Origin of the sequence: Oligoflexus tunisiensis (assembly GCF_001748245.1) — a bacterium.
Taxonomy (GTDB): Bacteria; Bdellovibrionota_B; Oligoflexia; order Oligoflexales; family Oligoflexaceae; genus Oligoflexus; species Oligoflexus tunisiensis.
This window is the reverse complement of the sequence record NZ_BDFO01000001.1, coordinates 1,770,456-1,785,858: the sequence shown is the minus strand read 5'-3', so window position 1 is coordinate 1,785,858 and position 15,403 is coordinate 1,770,456. Positions and strand designations below refer to the sequence as shown.

The following is a 15,403-nucleotide window of genomic DNA, read 5'->3' as shown; positions in this document are numbered from 1 at the left end:
TGGACCTTTTAGGGATACCGCCATCACGGCGAATCCTGATTGTCACCCGCCATACTGTTTGCTAGCATTTTCTTATCGAGTCCCTCGATATTTTTCCAAAAGAGGATCAAGGAATGAAAGTTGCGCCTTTGTTTGCCATCGTGTTCGCGTGCGCTATGAGTATGGCCATCCCCCAAAAGGTTGAGGCCAAAGATAAGTGGGTTTGCATGAAAGATGGTGAGGAAATCAAGATCAAAGGCAAAAAGCCCAAGGAAAAGCAAAAGAAGTGCACCGAGCAGGGCGGCGTCTGGGAGAAGAAGGCAGCCGATGAAAAGCAGGAATCAGGCATGGGCGGCGCCTGGTAATTGGAAATGTCCTCCTGGGCCCGAGGGCCCGGGCCTCAGGCTTCCACGCCGAACTCCAGCTCGTCGAGTCCGACCTCCTGATCCCAATACGTTCCCAGCCAGCGATCCCAGAAGGAAAAAATCACCCCAAAATTTTTGCCATGATGCTCCGGGGCCTTGCTGTGGTGCAGGTGATGAATATGGGGGCTGATCAGGACCGCGCGCAGCCAGAGCGGATAACGCACAGGCAGAGGCGCATGGTGCAGATTCACCGTGAACATATAAAGAAAAAATCCTGGTCCCATGCCGGCCATCATCCAAACCGGAGTGCCGTTGGGCAGAATCAGGTGAAGAACACCCAGGGAGACACCGGCAGCCAGGCCACGGGCTCCATTCAAAAGAAAGGGTTCCAACGGATGCTGCCGCAGGGTGGACAGGGGCGTGAGAAAGCGCGCCTGATGATGCAGGCGATGAATCCACCAGAGCCCTGAAACCTGATGCAGCGCCCGATGCATGACATAGGCCGCGAAGTCGATGGCCAGCATTGTGATCAGAGTCGCAAGAAAGCCTTCCAGAATCTCCGCCGCATAAAATCCCTGAGAGCTTTCCCAGGTCAGAAGACTTTCATAGGCCCACTGAAAAAGTGCCAAATGCAAGGCCGCGATCGGCAGCCGCAGGATCAGCAATTGAAAGAGAGCCCAAAGGCCATCCTCCCGCATGAAGCGGCGATGCTGCCAGCAGAGGTTCCATAGATAATGCCAGGACTGTCCCAGGGACCAGCCTTGCGAGCGGCATAACCAGAGTATTCCCATGAGAGCGGCCGTGCTCAGGTACAGGGGACAGAATGGGGACATAAGGCCGAAGCTTTGCAAAAGGGTTTCCCCCAGCCAGACTCCGGCTTCCTCAAGTCCCGTCATACGCATCCCCTGTTCGTATCAAGGAACGATTCTAACCGATTTCATGCATCACTCACAGCTTCCTGGCGTCAACCAGCGCGCAATTTCCTTTTTCTCCAGCTCATACTCGGCCTGCAGACAGTTGGCGAGAGCAATGCGTTCATCCGCAGTCAGGGCATCCTGAACGTCTCCGCTGGTCGACTCCAAAGGATTCTTGTGAGCCCCGAGCGGCATGGATTGATCCACCAGTATCTTGTAATCCACCTGAGCCCAGCCGGTCAGACTATTGAGCGGCGCGCGGGAAGCCGTTCCGTGGCAGGCCCCGCAGTTCATGTACCGCAAAATCTTCGCCGGATCGATCTGAGGATTGTTCGACAGGCGATAGACATTCCCGCGACCGGGCGCACGATTGAAGATATCCCGCAGATCCACCACCCGCCGTCTCTCAGCACATTGAGAGATAAATTCAGGCGTGCGACTGCGACCGTTCAAAGGCACGAGCGGCCCAATGCTCGGACCAAAGGCGGCAGGATTCAGAAGGGTTTTCTTCTGCGTGGAACCTGAGCTGACCGGAGCCTCCCGCCAGCTCACTGTCCGTTGGCCGGCGGCCTGAGTCATCGCATCATTGATGCGTTTCACCGTTGCCCAGGCCTCGGCATCCATCATGGTTTCGTCCTTCCGCACGTGAAAACCGAGAGGGCTGATCGCTCTTAAGCCATTCGGATGGCAGCTGACGCAGCGCTTGGGATTGGAATTTCCCTCGGGCTTGAAAGCTGTTTGACCACGACCGTTGCGGATAAATCGTTGAAAATAAACCTGTCCTGGCTGCTGGCCTTGACGACGGTCGAGTGAGACCATCGTAAACACTTTCGGCAGAGAGACTTCGCCGTTTTCTTCCGCGGCATAATCCTGGGCCGAAGGTATCGGCGAACCTGGAGTGGGGCGGCCGGCTTCACTCTCCGGATCCTCCGGCAGGGCGAAGTTCAACCAGCGATCAAAATTCACGGGGGGATTCACCCGGTCCCCGGGAACATAAATCATGAGCAGAGATGCGGTATCGCGATCAAAGCCTCCGGAATGCCGACTCTTGTATCGCACCGAAGGCCAGCCCAGAGCCGCGGCCCGGGCTTCGATATCCTCGGGAATCCGGTATTCGAAGTTCGCCGCGCCGTTCAAAAAGAGTTCCGCAGGTGGCTGCTTCTGCGGCGAGGAACGCACGGGCGTGTCCTGCGCGGACGGCGCCACATCATTGCGGTTGACGTAATCGTTCATTCTTTGCAGGCAGACAGGTACCTGCGGACCAAAGCAACTGCGTATTTGTTCCGCCACGGTCCGCGAACCGAGGCTGCTCTCCTGTAAACCCTCGGCTGTTTCGGAACGCCAGCGTTCCAAATCCTGCGGCGCGGGTCTTCCATCCGAACAGTCCAGTGCCGCCGCCATGAGAGTGTGAGGGCTCAACGCAGCACCGAGTAAAGTCCAGAACCATGGAGCATGCTTCATGGTTGTCCCTCCAGAAGCAGGGCATTATTTGCCGTCATGAGATGACGTTTGCCGGTGCTCTGATCATAGACCATGAAGTACATCCAGCCATCCGAACGGAAATGAGGAAACAGAGCGTACTGTCCCGGTCCCATATGGGTGATGACCTGAAGTTTTTGCGTCCAAAGGTCAAAGAGGAAAATATTCGACGTTCCTGCATTCAAACGCGCCTGGAAGTCCGGATCGTCTGGACTGGAATAGCCCAGCAGAGCGTATTGATAGGGCTTGATATAGTCATAGCTGGCCACAAAGCGATCATCGAAAGAGAAGCCCACTTTGAGTCCATCAAAACAAAGGCGCCCGACCAGCTCCTTGTTATAACGTGGTGACTGCGGATGCTGGCTGTCCTTGCTCAGCTTGTAAAGCTCATAACCGATATGCTTGAGCTTGTTGTCAACGCGTCCTTCCAGACGACTGACAAGAAGCTGATTGGATGGAGCCAGACCCCAATCCTTTTCCCAGGGTGTCTCAAAACTTTGAGCTTCGCGCCGAACCCACTTTGTTCCATCGTATTCCAATGGCTGCAGCAAAAGACGCGACTTTGCGTTGCGAAGAAAAGGTTCATGCCCCTGGCCATCGTCACTGCGAAAATCACCGGTGGCGGCCAGATAATCCGCCCCGTCCAGGCTGGCCCCGACCGACTGATAGAGTGGAATATTGATATCATCCCCGGCGGTGCAGGCGTCCTCGCTGAAGTCGATGGAGGTGGTCAGCGGATTTTTCAAAAGGCTGGTCGAACAGATCGCGGTGCCATGCCCCTGGAATACAAAGGCGGAATCATCCGGGAAAAAGCTCGGATCATAGAAGGCATCGACCGGGATATTGCGGAGGGTTCCTGGCTTCACCAGAAGGCTTTGCAGATCCACGATCCCGCTGGGCGATCCTCCATAGGCCATGAAGCGTCCATCCGCCGAGGAACGAATCCAATATTCCGTCTCCTGACCGAGTTCGGTCAAATGCCGAAGTTCAGTCCTGGTTTCCACTTTCCATGCCGCGAATTCCGGCTGCTGACTGACGTCCGGGAAAATGTCCCGCCCATTTTTCTGCTGACGGAAGCAGCTTTTCTGATCAGCGCCGCAGGCAAACATGAGCATGCCGCGCTCCTGATTTCTTTTCGCCCAGCCCCATTCCTTCATCGCCTTGAGATGATCCCGAACCTGAGGCGCCATCATGGGCTCACACTGCGTGGGCCCCTGATAAGGAGCGAGCAGCTCGTTCAGGTAAGGCATGCCCTGCTCCAACCATTCCTGCACCGCTTGAAATTCGTTTTCCGTCAGAAGGTTCGGGGCTCGCAAAGGCATGGCTGTGGTCTGCCGCAGCTCCTCCTGCAAGGCACGGGCGCCCTCGTCCCCCAGAGCCTCCTGCATCACCTTATTCCAGGTCCCCACATGCAGACCGGCACTCCAAAAGCCGAGTTTCGCCGGTTTGATCTTCAGCTCCTCATCCATGCTCTGACCGGAAAGACAGTAAAGTTTCTCCTTGGCTGTCATGGCTTCATTCTCGAGACAGCGTTCCTCGACATCATAATACTTGTTGGACCAGCGCACGATGGTCTGCTCCGAGTTCATGGCATGACACGAACTGCAGGCTCCATCCCGGCCGATGCCCAGGATATCGGCCACTCTTTGGGCCCGTTCATACGCACTCCCGGCCATCCCAGGCTGAGCACTCAAAAGGAAAGATCCAAGGACTCCGATGATCAGACGGTTTGTCTCCATAACTCACTCCTGACGTAATTGATAAGGATCGTAAACATCGAAAAATTCGATAGCGTCCATGAGAGGTTGAATCAGAGGTTCCGGTCCGACAAAGAGCGACCAGACATAATCCGCGGGTCCTGGCTGAGTGGAGCGATGGATCAGGCTCCAGAAATCATCCGTCAAACGCTGACGAAAGTCGTGCTGAGTCCAATTCAAACCCGCATACTGATGACAGCCCGTGCAATTGGTTTTGTGATTATTGGGGCCAGGTTCCAGATAGGGGTTGCTGCACCAGTTGAAAAGTTCGTGATCCACCAGCAGGTGGGATATGGCCGCGATCGGCTCGGGCCAATGGGTTGCAATGGTCTGCGTGCGCAAAGGTTCCTGCCAGCCATCGACACTGCAAAGCCGATAACGGGTCCAGGGGCTTCTCCAGTTTGCGGGTTGATCTGCGGATAGCTCCTGCCTCTCTTCGGCACCGAGCCAGAGGGAAGTCCAGAACCAATGCTGCTCAAGGCGCAGGGAAGCATGCAGACCGGTCAGGTGAAATTTCTGCCCCGAGGGCAAACGTAGAGCGAAAGACTCCGCCGCGGCGGGCTCGTGACTGTCATCCGCCTGCCACTGTGTGTTCTGCCACTGCCGGCTCAAGGCTGCGGCATCCGTCGCGAAGCGCTCCACCAGAAAACCCTGCTCACTGCGCCGCCAGCTCGTTTTCAGAAAAACCGCGCGTTCCGGCCAAGCCAAGGGTTCGCAGTCCTCCTGCCTTTGTCTTTGTTTTTGGCAAATTTCCAGACGATGGTAGTTCTGCAGCAGAAACCACATGACCTCCTGGTTGAAGAGAATCTTCTGCATGCCGGGAATGGAGCGCTGCTTTTCCTCGGTATCAAAGGTCGCAAGCCACTCGTCAAAGCGCTCTGTATTCCAGTCGGGTTCCTGAAACTGCAGCCGATCATTCCAGAGCATGGCGCTCTGAATTTCGCTCAGAGTAAAGGGACGGCGCTCGCGGCGACCGCTGACCCCCAGCTGTTCATAGAGGTGGCGGAAGGCGCGCTGCAGATCCTCGCGACTGTACCATGTCTGCCAGCTCATGAAGGCCTGTGAACCCTGGCCCGGCAAAAGACGCAGCATGCGGCTCCAAAAATTCCAGCCGAGCTGCCTTTGCAGCAAAAAATCCACGCCGCGACTCGGATCATCCATCTCCTGCCAAAATTCAGACGGAAGATTGTCGGGACTCTGCAAAAGGTAACGGGCTTCCCGGCTGGTCTTCAGCTCGCTGAGGGATTGATCGGCGCTGCAGCTGAACACCGGAATAAAAAAAGGAAGCCACCGAAGCCTGTTCATGACTCGCACCTCTTCTTTGACTGCGCTCTTAGTCTAGCAACAGCGCCATCCGCTGCGAGGCGGCAAAATCCGTCCAGTCAGGCTCTTGCAAATGTTTTTGATTTTTCCATTGGCTCAGTGGTCAGGGCGGGGGAGCGGAAGGGGAAGACTCCCTGGGGTTTCAGGGAGTCCATCCATGCATTATTTCTGAACAGCAGCCGGGGCGGTCGCGATCTTATAAATTTCTTCAACACCCGAGAAGAGACCTTCGAATTTCGGTGTCTCCTGTTTCCACAGAAAATCAGGACGATCATAACTCAACCACTTGCCACCAATCACGTCCCCATTGCGGTCGAGCTCCACGCGGTAGCGATAGTCCACAGAGGCTTCCGCGTCCGCCAGGTTGTAAGCTCCGCGATCATGATGGTAAGGCACTTCCACGATATACTTCATGGTCGTGGTCACCGTCACCTCTTTCACTGTGCGTGGAGCGGCATCATACGAACGACCTTCCTTCACGCTTTCGATTTGAACCGAGTAACCATGGACTGCCTGGTTCCAGACTTCATCATCACGCGTAACATCCGCCACGAAACCTTCCTTCATGCGCGCGACCTGGTTGGTCAGCACGAGGTGGAAGGCGCCGGCATTGGTATCACGACATTCGATGCTCTCGCCGCGGGCGGTGAGTTCACCGGTCAAGCGTTGGATTTCAGCTTCCCTGGCTTCCGCTGTCCAGGTGAAATAGGGGCTGCCTTCCGCAGCGTTGCGCACTTCGTCGATTCTGTCCTGAATTGAGCTCAGATCCTCTTCACAGCGGCCACCCAGAAAACTGACGCGCGGCGCCGGCACATGATGCAAAAACATCGTCAGAAGACCGTTGATATCCGAGGAGGCAAATGGAATTTCCACACCGGTTTTGCCCTTCACAACCACGGCTTCCGGCTCATCGAAAGCCAGCGTCGCGGGAGCCCAGGCATGGCACAGACCTTCCCAACCTGGAATCGGACGCAGACGGGCATCATACTCCGGCTGGCCCGGAACGCGCTTCAAGGCACCCGTGCGTTCACGCTCAGTCCGTGTGGTGCGATAGTCTTCGAAACCCATATAGAGGTCATATTTTTCAGCAGGGGAAAGCACGGCGATCTCTGCAGGAGTCAAGGCCGCGAAAGGTTTGATGGCATAAGCATAGCGATCGAGTTCGGCACCCGGCTGGGACCAGCGATAGGTGAGGCCACCCTTGTATGTGGGCCAGTAGTAATCGCTCCAGGGTGTTTTCGGAAGTCCCGCGGACAAGGGCAGGAGATCAAACTTCGTTTCGTACTGATACTTCTGCGAGAGACCATCGATTCCCATGATGGCAGGATCATTGCGCCGGTTCCAGGCCTCCTGAGTGAGACTGTCCTGCGCGGGCTGTCCACACGCGTTCGCGAACATCAACACGATCACCAATTTCAAGCCATGCTTCATACTTTGTGCTTTCCAAGAGAGGTTGAGTCTTTCTGACTAATCCAGTGGTCAGGGAGCCGCAATCTAGCAATTAGTCGTTGGAAAGCAACATAAAACCGCTGACTATGCAGCCAAATTCACTAAAAATAAGGTCGAATGACCCATCGAGGAAAGTTTCTTACATATTATCCCCAGGAACCGCGCAAGAGGGATCAACGGCAGTGCCCCGCCCCCTGGACCACAAAGCGGGTCGTCGTCAGCTCCCGTGCGCCCATGGGTCCATAGGCATGGAGCTTCGTGGTCGAAATGCCAATCTCCGCTCCGAGTCCCAGTTCGCCGCCATCATTGAAGCGCGTGCTGGCATTGATCGCGAGGCAGGAGGCATCGAGCGATTCTTCAAATTTTTGAAGCACAGAAGGATCGTTGCTGATGATGGCTTCGGTATGATGACTGCCATGCTGCAGAATATGATCGATGGCTTCATCCTCGGAGCTAACGAGGCGCACTGCCAGGATTTTATCCAGATACTCCGTATCCCAGTCCTCAGCCTGGGCCCGTTCCCAGCCTTCCTGCGGCCCGAGCGACCAGATGCTGTCGTCCACGCGCAAACGCACGCCAGCATCCGTAAGTGCCTTGAGAAGATCCAGCAGAAAACCGGACGCATGCTGCTCATGCACCAGCAGGGTTTCGATGGCATTGCAAACCGAAGGCCTCTGCACCTTGGCATTCAGAGCGATGGCGCGCGCTTTGTTAAAATCCGCGTCGGCATGCAGATAGAGATGGCAAAGGCCCTTGGCATGAGCAATGACAGGAATTTTCGCGTGTTCCTGAATCATGCGAATCAGACCTTCCCCACCCCGCGGAATAATGAGATCGATCAGTCCCACGAGTTTCACCATATCCATCGTCAGCTGCCGGTCTCCACCAGGAATAACCTGCACGGATCCCCTTGGCAGAAAGGGAGCGATCGCCTCCTGCACCAGAGTGCCAAGGATGGCATTGGAGTGTTCCGCATCGCTGCCTCCTTTCAGGAGAATGGCATTACCGGATTTAATGGCCAGCGCCGCGCAATCGATCAGAACATTGGGACGACTTTCAAAAATCACCCCGATGACGCCGATGGGGATCCGTTTCCTTTGAACGATCAGACCATCATCCCGGGTATGCGCATCTTCAATTTGCCCAAGGATGGGCGGGCTTGAGGCTATGGTGGAAAGAGCATCAGCGAGTCCCTGCAGACGCTCTGTTGTCAGAGTCAGACGATCGATCATCGCTTCCGAAAGTTCGTTCCTCCGTGCCGCCTGGATATCCTTGTCATTGGCCTCAAGTATGGCCGCACGTTGGGACAGAAGAATGTCCCGAATGGCGAGGATTGCCCGTTGCCGGTCCTCCTCCCGATAACGCCTGAGGCGCACACTGCTGGCCTGAGCCTGTCGGGCTTTTTCAAGCAAATCCTCCCGCGTGAATTCCTTCATGGAGCATCCTCCCGCAAGACAAGGTTATCCTTATGAACAGCAACCTTGGATGGACAGTAGCCCAGGATGCGACTGATGTCCTGACTCTGACGCCCCTGAATTTTGCGCAGCTCCGCCGCGGAATATTCCACCAGACCCAGCGCGACGATGCGATTGCCACAGAGGATCTTCACGCAGTCGCCACGACGGAAACTGCCTTCCACGTGATGAATCCCCGAAGGTAAAAGCGAGCGATTGTTCAGCACGGCCTCACCCGCCCCGCGATCGATTTTGATCGTGGCTCCCAGTCGTGCACTGGCCGTCAGCCACCGATGTCTGGCCTTTTGGGTCGCCGTCGGGCTGCCTTCGAAAAAAGTACCGCCACCGGCCAGGGCTTCCAGCACAGGCTGATCCTTGTTATAGGTGGCCAGCACCACGGGAATGCCGAGCGGCGTGAGTTTGCGAACGGCTTCGAGTTTGGTGATCATGCCACCGCGTCCGACGCTGGATTTTCCGGCCAGGTTGAGATGTTCGAAGCGTTCATCAAACGCCACCTGACGCAAACTTTGGGCGTTCCCAAGTCCGGGATCACGATCATAGAGCCCATCCGGTGTCGTGAGGATGACGAGACCATCCGCTTCCATCATTTCCGTGACCATCGCCGCCAGTTGATCGTTATCACCGACGGTGATTTCAGCGTAACTCACCGAGTCATTCTCATTGAGGATGGGCGTGATGCCGGCCAGCAGCATTTTATTCATCATGTTTTTCAGATTAAGGATGCGCTTGCCATCCCGCATGTCCTCATGTGTGAGCAGAACCTGAGCACACTGCCTTTTATACAAATGAAAGGACTGCGTGTAATAACGCATCAGGAGTGGCTGTCCCACAGCGCTGCAGGCCTGAAGATAAGCAATGCTGCCATCCGCTTCGCCCGGCATATGCCGACGCCCGACCTGGATGGCACCGGAACTGACGACGATCACTTCGATGCCCGCCTGCAGCAGGCGGCAGCAATCAGCGGTGATTTGATTCATTCGGTTTTGATCGACACCGGTCTCAGGATGAGCCAGCGCCGCGGAACCAATTTTGATCACCAGCCTTTGACACTGGCCGGGCCATTCGGAGCGGAGGGAAATGGTCATAGGCGAACTCCTGGCGTTTCGGCCTCAGCTTAACCAAAGGCTTGAGGAAACGCAGCGAAAAGTTCGCCAGGTGGGGACGCTTTCGTAGGCTATTCTGGGAAATTCTGTCCGTCGCCTATCCCAGTCGTCTGACTTGACCTACACACGGGTCGGCCAGGCCCGCTGCAGAATCCCGGCGAAGTCGACTCCCTGACCGAGTGTTCCAAACGTATAACCCCAGTCGTGCGCCAGCCGCGATAGACAGAAGGCTTCGGCCACCGCTGTGGGTGCCGAACGAATCAGGAGCGCAGCCTGCACTCCCAAAATCAAATCCTGAGCCAGTCGTCGTGCTGTCGCTTCCGTGCCTGTTTCCGTTTTCAGGCGCTGCAAAAGGCTGTCCCGATGTTTATCAAATATGGGATGTCCCTTGGCCCCACTGAGTTCGTTTTCCACCACAGCCAGCGCCTGGGAATTTTTTTGCAACGCGCGCAGAACATCCAGACACATGATGTTGCCCGAACCTTCCCAGATGGAATTGAGCGGCATTTCCCGATACATGCGGGCCAGGTTATAGTCCTCGCAGTAGCCATTGCCACCGAGCACTTCCATGGCCTCCGCCGTGAATTCCGGACCGCGTTTGCAGACCCAGAATTTCGCGGCTGGTGTCAAAAGCCGGCGGACGATGGTTTCCGCCTCATCATTCTGCCGATCGAACGCTCGCGCGAGGCGCATGGCCAGCGCAGTGGCCGCTTCCGATTCCAGAGCCAGATCCGCGAGAACATTCTGCATGAGAGGCTGTTGCATCAGGGTCCGTCCAAAGGCCTGGCGATATCCGGCATGATGCAGCGCCTGCGACAGGCCCTGGCGCATCAGTCCCGCCGTGCCGAGCGTACAGTCCAAACGGGTGTAGGTTCCCATTTCAATAATGGTGGGAACACCGCGGCCTTCCTCACCCAGCAATAGACCCCAGGCATCATGAAATTCCACTTCGCTGGATGAATTGGAGCGGTTGCCGAGTTTATTTTTCAGTCTTTGAATGTGGATCGAATTTTTGGTTCCATCCGGACGCCAGCGCGGAACAAAGTAGCAGGACAATCCCGCCCCACTGCGGGCCAGCACCAGATGCGCATCACACATCGGGGCGGAGAAGAACCACTTATGACCACGGATCAAAAATTCCTCATCCCGCACGCGGCGGGCTTCCGTGGTATTGCTGCGAACATCGGAACCACCCTGCTTCTCGGTCATACCCATGCCGAGGAGCCCGCCTTTTTTTCCAGCAAAGGGGATATCGCGCGGATCATGTTCACGGGAATAAAGCGTCGGAAGCCAGCTTTGAGCCCAGGCTGGCGCCTTGCGCAAAACGGGAATGACGCCATAGGTCATGGTCGTCGGGCAGAGTGTTCCGGTTTCCACCTGCGTTTGCAGAAGATAGGCACCGGCTCGTGCGACATGGGCACCGGGCCTTTCATCAGCCCAGGGTCCGGTATGCAGACCCCGCCGGGCGACATCATGCAGGATCTGATGCCAGGCGGGATGAAATTCAACCTGGTCCAGGCGATGGCCACGGGGGTCATGGGTTCGCAGCACGGGCGGGTATTCATGGGCCAGGCGCCCGTTTTCCTGACTCTCCCAGCGCCCCAGTTCAGCGCCCCATTGTTCCAATTGCGCGGCAGCCCAGCCGGCTCCTTCCCGCTGAAGAGCTTCCTGCAAGGGCTTGTCGTTGAGATACAGGTTGTAATCCACCAGTGTGGGGGACTGATTTGTCACGTCATGGGTTTGCCAGGATTCCATGGTGTTCCCTCCTTCGCGTTTTATCGCATAATAAGGGAAGCACCGCGAAGAATCACTTGGAATTCATCAAGGGTTGGGGGACCAGAGCATCGTGCAGCTTTGCTCACCACGTGTCCAGGTGCCCTGACGCACACCGTCACGCTTCTCCAGAACCAGCTTATCCTGTTCCCTGTTCAAGGTTACTGCATCACGCGCGTCCGACCAGGTGAGTTCCTTTGCATAAAACGAAATGTTGTGGGGATGCACGACGAAGAAGTCACAGGCCTGCTGCAGGAGTTGAAAGGCTGCCGGGACACCATCGATGGGTTCCGCGCAATCCACCGTCCAGGCGCCATGGAAGTTGGTGCAGACGCCGTAAAGAGAGGAACTTTTTTGTTCGGGTTCCGGTGTGTTCACGCGTTTGGTGGGGTTGCGGGTTTTGATGATATCACCGCAGGAGCAACCCAATGTACACAGGACGGCTAAAATACTGACTGTTTTCCACTGTAATTTCATGATGCAAACCTTATCAAGGAGACAAACTCTCACAGGCGAAATACCCTTGCAAACTCTCATCCAAAGCCTTGCCGGCAAAGATGGCTCCACCAGCATTGACCAGGAATGCGGCCGTCGCGTTCACCGCGTCCTGGGCTTCATCCTTCAAACAGGAATATCCGCGGTTATTCGGATCCATCTGACAGGAAAACTTCGAGCGCCAGATGCGATCCCGAACATCCACGGAATCATGCTTGCAGAGGCCGGGAACATCAATGCCATAGACACAGATATTGCCGATGAGCTGACGCCCTGCACCGTGGCGCTCCGAATGAGCGGGAGAGAAACTATCCTGTATCACATGCGCGGCGTGACCCAGCCAGTACTGGCCGTCTTCGGTATGGCCAGCCTGATAACTGGCGATGGCCTGGCGTGCGGCATCCAGAATATTGGTGCGAATAGCGACACAGCTGTCACGCAGGCCTAGAGGCTGGCCGCCGGCAAAATCCCTGAGACTGTGAATATGCTGGATGCGCCCATCGTTATGCCAATCCACATTGTCTGGCATCTTGTGAAATTCCTTCATGCGGCGACTGGGAAAGTCCGTTTCAAAATTTCCACGGACCATGGCATTGCCCGTATCGATTCCCGCCACGCCTTTGGCGATGGAAGGATAAGGACGGTAACCGATCTGACCCTGCAGGGCATCATTGGCCCGGTCCACAGCCAGGCGGGTGATGTCCTCGTGACCGCGGGCAGGACCGGCTCCGGTCATCCACTTCTGTTCACTGACGGGTTCTTCTTTATGGGAGCCGCAGGAGGCACTCAGGGTCATTAGTGCCAGGATCCATGGCAAGCGCATGTTTTATCTCGCATTTCGATGAATGATAGTCCGGATAGGAGTTTCCGGGAGCTGAGGAGAAGCGCCTGCAGGAGAAATATTGCGAGAGTTTTTTAGGAAGGGTAAAGGCCGGAACGGGATGGGACTGCACCCCTGGCGCCGGTCAGCGGGCAGAGGGCAGTCCAAACATGCTCGGGAAAGATTTAGAATTCGTTCGCCACATCTTCCGCCCAGGTTGAGTCCGTGAAGGATGCCGGTTCGCTGCCGTTGTCTTCGACCCGCTCGTCACTCGCTGCGGCAGCGACGTCCAGCGGCGTTGCATTTCCGATCTGTGTTCCCATGTTGCTACTCCTGTTAGGTTGGTCCATAGGCATAGCGTGTGGTGCGACCCTTGCCCATACGATATGCCAGTCCCAGCTCCAATAATTTGGCCAAATCCCGACTCGCTGTTGCGTCGGAAACTTTCAGACGATCCACGATAGCTTTGGGTTCTATGATCTCTCCCGCCCGCATCCAACTGAGCACAGTAGCCTGCCGCACATTCAGTGCCGGCAGCGTTTCCTGTTCGTCATCATCGCGCTGCAGAAGACTCATCGGTTGCGGTGTGCGAAGATCCTGCGTGAGCACGCGAATCTGGGGACGTAAACGATAGCCGCTTTCACTGGCTTCAATCCATTCCCCATAGGCGCCGAGGAAACGCCGGGTCTTCGCCACCAGTCCATAGATCTGCTTATCATGACGCGCAGGATCATAGCTGCGACCCCAGAGGGACGCCGTGAGGCGATCCTTGGCGCTTTCGCCTTTCGCGAGCCACTTGATGAGTTTGCGCATCAATCCGGAGCAGCCTTCCACTTTATGAACAACTTCACCGCGGTCGATAATCGTCACCGATCCTGGCTCGACATCAAAAACCAGGGCGCATTCGTGAGGCCGGAGTCCCAGCACATTGGGTAAAAATCCGAGCCAGCCGCTTCGGACGACCTCCTGCAAAGCCGTGGCAGGATAAAACTTCACCTGATCCACCAAATCGCCCAAAGGATCGTCGCCAGGCCGGCTGAAGGTGCCTGGCATACCCCGCATGCGCTGGAGTGTCCTCCAGCCGATTAGAGCCCCCCAGCGTCGGGTCAAGGATTCAATCTGTGGAACGAGCGCCTGCTGCTCCACCGCGCGCCCCATCTCGCCCAAAAGCTGCGCTTCAAAACCGAGCGCGCGCACATGCTGCCTTAAATCAGACCGCGCCTGCGCACGATGCCGGGCGGCGCGCACCAGACTCAAAGCCTGGTGGGTTTCGCCCTGCTTGCGCAGGATATGGGCCAGGTGAAGATTATGATTCATTTCCAAATTGGGATTGTCGATGCGATAAACGAGTTCGCTGGTTCGTTCCAAAAGAGTTTTGGATCGTCGCAATTGACCGCGCAGGAGCAGAACCCGGGAGAGTTCCAGATTCAACGAAGCCTGGGTATAGCTGTCCTCATAGGACGAGCGGGTGATCGTCTCCTGCAAAACCGTGACGATCTCATCGCTGTGCCGCACCACCCCGTAAGCGGAGCGATACATCACGAGGCTGTGATTCATCGCCTGCAGGAGGGCTCCTGACCCGAAATTCTGGGCGCGCCTCCTGGCCATCGACAGCGTGCGAAAACCACTATGGATCAAACCAAGATTCAATTGGGAATGTCCCAGCAGTTCCATGGTCAATACATAACCGTAATCAAACTCAGCGGCGATCGCCTGCTTGACGCCAGCCTGAGCCCAGATGCGCGCTGCGTGCAGACGGCCTTGACGGTAACGGTAAAAGCCGAGCCCCTGATAGGCAAAGCACAGCGAGCGGCAATCGCCAGCGATCCTGGCGTCACGCAGGTTATTTAAAAATATTTTGCGCGACAGATCATCCCGGCCTTCACGGCAAAAACCGGAACCCAGAAAACAACGGGCGGCAATCAATTGCGCCGCTGTCATATGCGGGATCCAACGCTGCAGGAGACCATCCGCTTCCATATTCCGTCCCACCAGAGTCAGCGCGCCTATCACCCAAGGAATATCCTCAGGATTCAACTCCGCATCACGCGAATCCACAGCACGGGCAATGATTTGGAGATAATCACCACCAGCCATCTGTGAGAAATAAGGGCTTGATTCTGCGAGCGACACAGCAAACCTCGTTGTGCGAATGAGAACAACCAGAAGGTGTCTAGCAGGATTCAGCCCGGGCTTCAACAGCTATTAAAACCAGGGAAATTACAGGACATATAGTCGTTTTTTATGAAAATTTTAATCGCCTCAAAAACGCCTCAAAAAAGGAAGGTAAAAGCAGTGGTGTATGCCGGATGAAAAATGTAGCTCAGACCTGCGCTATTTTAGGGAAGACCCGAACCGGTGCCGAATCCTATGGATCCAGCACGCCGGTCGCGGGAAAGAGCGGTAATATGGGGATATTGGGAAGGGAAAAAAGCGGTAGCTTTCGCCTTTGGAAGTTCATTCAGGGACTG

General features: G+C 56.0%; 13 protein-coding genes. 1 reads left to right on the top strand and 12 read right to left on the bottom strand.

Annotated features, from left to right (window positions below):
- Positions 1 to 113: 113 nt before the first annotated feature.
- On the top strand, positions 114 to 344 hold the full coding sequence (locus OLTU_RS07750) for a hypothetical protein (protein WP_141732185.1): 231 nt from the start codon (positions 114 to 116) through the stop codon (positions 342 to 344).
- A 35-nt stretch (positions 345 to 379) separates the two neighbouring features.
- Here OLTU_RS07750 and OLTU_RS07745 read toward each other — a convergent pair whose 3' ends face one another.
- The 12 genes from OLTU_RS07745 to OLTU_RS07695 all read right to left on the bottom strand — a co-directional run bounded on the left by OLTU_RS07745 (position 380) and on the right by OLTU_RS07695 (position 15,065).
- On the bottom strand, positions 380 to 1,246 hold the full coding sequence (locus OLTU_RS07745) for a sterol desaturase family protein (protein ID WP_141732184.1): 867 nt from the start codon (positions 1,244 to 1,246) through the stop codon (positions 380 to 382).
- Positions 1,247 to 1,288: 42 nt separating this feature from the next.
- Positions 1,289 to 2,719, bottom strand: coding sequence for a hypothetical protein (locus OLTU_RS07740; RefSeq protein ID WP_141732183.1), 1,431 nt, complete (start codon positions 2,717 to 2,719; stop codon positions 1,289 to 1,291).
- Complete coding sequence (locus tag OLTU_RS07735) at positions 2,716 to 4,476, bottom strand: hypothetical protein (protein WP_141732182.1); 1,761 nt, start codon at positions 4,474 to 4,476, stop codon at positions 2,716 to 2,718. Before OLTU_RS07735 ends, OLTU_RS07740 begins: the two co-directional genes overlap by 4 nt.
- Positions 4,477 to 4,479: 3 nt before the next feature.
- Positions 4,480 to 5,799, bottom strand: coding sequence for a hypothetical protein (locus OLTU_RS07730; RefSeq protein ID WP_141732181.1), 1,320 nt, complete (start codon positions 5,797 to 5,799; stop codon positions 4,480 to 4,482).
- A gap of 180 nt (positions 5,800 to 5,979) precedes the next feature.
- Positions 5,980 to 7,248: a hypothetical protein gene (locus OLTU_RS07725; protein ID WP_141732180.1), complete on the bottom strand. Its 1,269-nt coding sequence runs from the start codon at positions 7,246 to 7,248 to the stop codon at positions 5,980 to 5,982.
- Positions 7,249 to 7,439: 191 nt separating this feature from the next.
- Complete coding sequence (locus OLTU_RS07720) at positions 7,440 to 8,702, bottom strand: glutamate-5-semialdehyde dehydrogenase (protein ID WP_141732179.1); 1,263 nt, start codon at positions 8,700 to 8,702, stop codon at positions 7,440 to 7,442.
- Complete coding sequence (proB, locus tag OLTU_RS07715; RefSeq protein ID WP_141732178.1) at positions 8,699 to 9,826, bottom strand: glutamate 5-kinase; 1,128 nt, start codon at positions 9,824 to 9,826, stop codon at positions 8,699 to 8,701. Before proB ends, OLTU_RS07720 begins: the two co-directional genes overlap by 4 nt.
- A gap of 138 nt (positions 9,827 to 9,964) precedes the next feature.
- The gene (locus OLTU_RS07710) at positions 9,965 to 11,599 is read right to left on the bottom strand and encodes an isovaleryl-CoA dehydrogenase (protein WP_141732177.1); all 1,635 of its coding nucleotides are present in this window, start codon (positions 11,597 to 11,599) and stop codon (positions 9,965 to 9,967) included.
- Positions 11,600 to 11,665: 66 nt separating this feature from the next.
- Positions 11,666 to 12,094 (bottom strand): hypothetical protein, encoded by a 429-nt coding sequence (locus tag OLTU_RS07705; RefSeq protein ID WP_141732176.1) that lies wholly within the window; start codon positions 12,092 to 12,094, stop codon positions 11,666 to 11,668.
- Between the two features lie 13 nt (positions 12,095 to 12,107).
- Entirely contained in the window at positions 12,108 to 12,935 is an 828-nt protein-coding gene (locus OLTU_RS07700) for a hypothetical protein (protein WP_141732175.1), read from the bottom strand.
- Positions 12,936 to 13,117: 182 nt separating this feature from the next.
- A complete protein-coding gene (locus OLTU_RS31820; protein ID WP_176736420.1) occupies positions 13,118 to 13,255 on the bottom strand; it encodes a hypothetical protein in 138 nt (45 codons plus the stop codon).
- Between the two features lie 13 nt (positions 13,256 to 13,268).
- On the bottom strand, positions 13,269 to 15,065 hold the full coding sequence (locus tag OLTU_RS07695) for a Fic family protein (RefSeq protein ID WP_141732174.1): 1,797 nt from the start codon (positions 15,063 to 15,065) through the stop codon (positions 13,269 to 13,271).
- Between the last annotated feature and the right edge of the window lie 338 nt (positions 15,066 to 15,403).